Raw genomic sequence first — 282 nt, forward strand, 5'->3', positions numbered from 1 at the left:
TCGCCTCTTTGGGCCTTTGGCGAACCCAAGCCAAAATTTCGCGGAATACGGGCATAACTAGCAACGTTTGGCAAAATGCCATTACATAGACCAGAAAGCTGGTTAGCAACCTTAATGTGTCCCAATCGTAACTTTGATTCCGGCCTCATTGTGGAACACATGAGTTGGTCTACATTATTTTGGATTGATGAGCCTCATGATTTTAAAGTCGAGTGTCCCTGGGAGTATTTTTTTCCCGAGCGCATGAATGTATCAGCTTTCGAGTTCAATTTCAGAACCTCT

At 44.0% G+C, this 282-nt stretch carries 1 protein-coding gene; it reads left to right on the forward strand.

Features of this window, described 5'->3' with window-relative positions:
- Positions 1 to 75: 75 nt before the first annotated feature.
- On the forward strand, positions 76 to 282 hold a 207-nt coding region (locus JEM65_RS22725; protein ID WP_233530826.1), incomplete at its 3' end, for a hypothetical protein.

The sequence above is a fragment of the Gelidibacter salicanalis genome, from assembly GCF_016469035.1.
GTDB lineage: Bacteria > Bacteroidota > Bacteroidia > Flavobacteriales > Flavobacteriaceae > Gelidibacter > Gelidibacter salicanalis_A.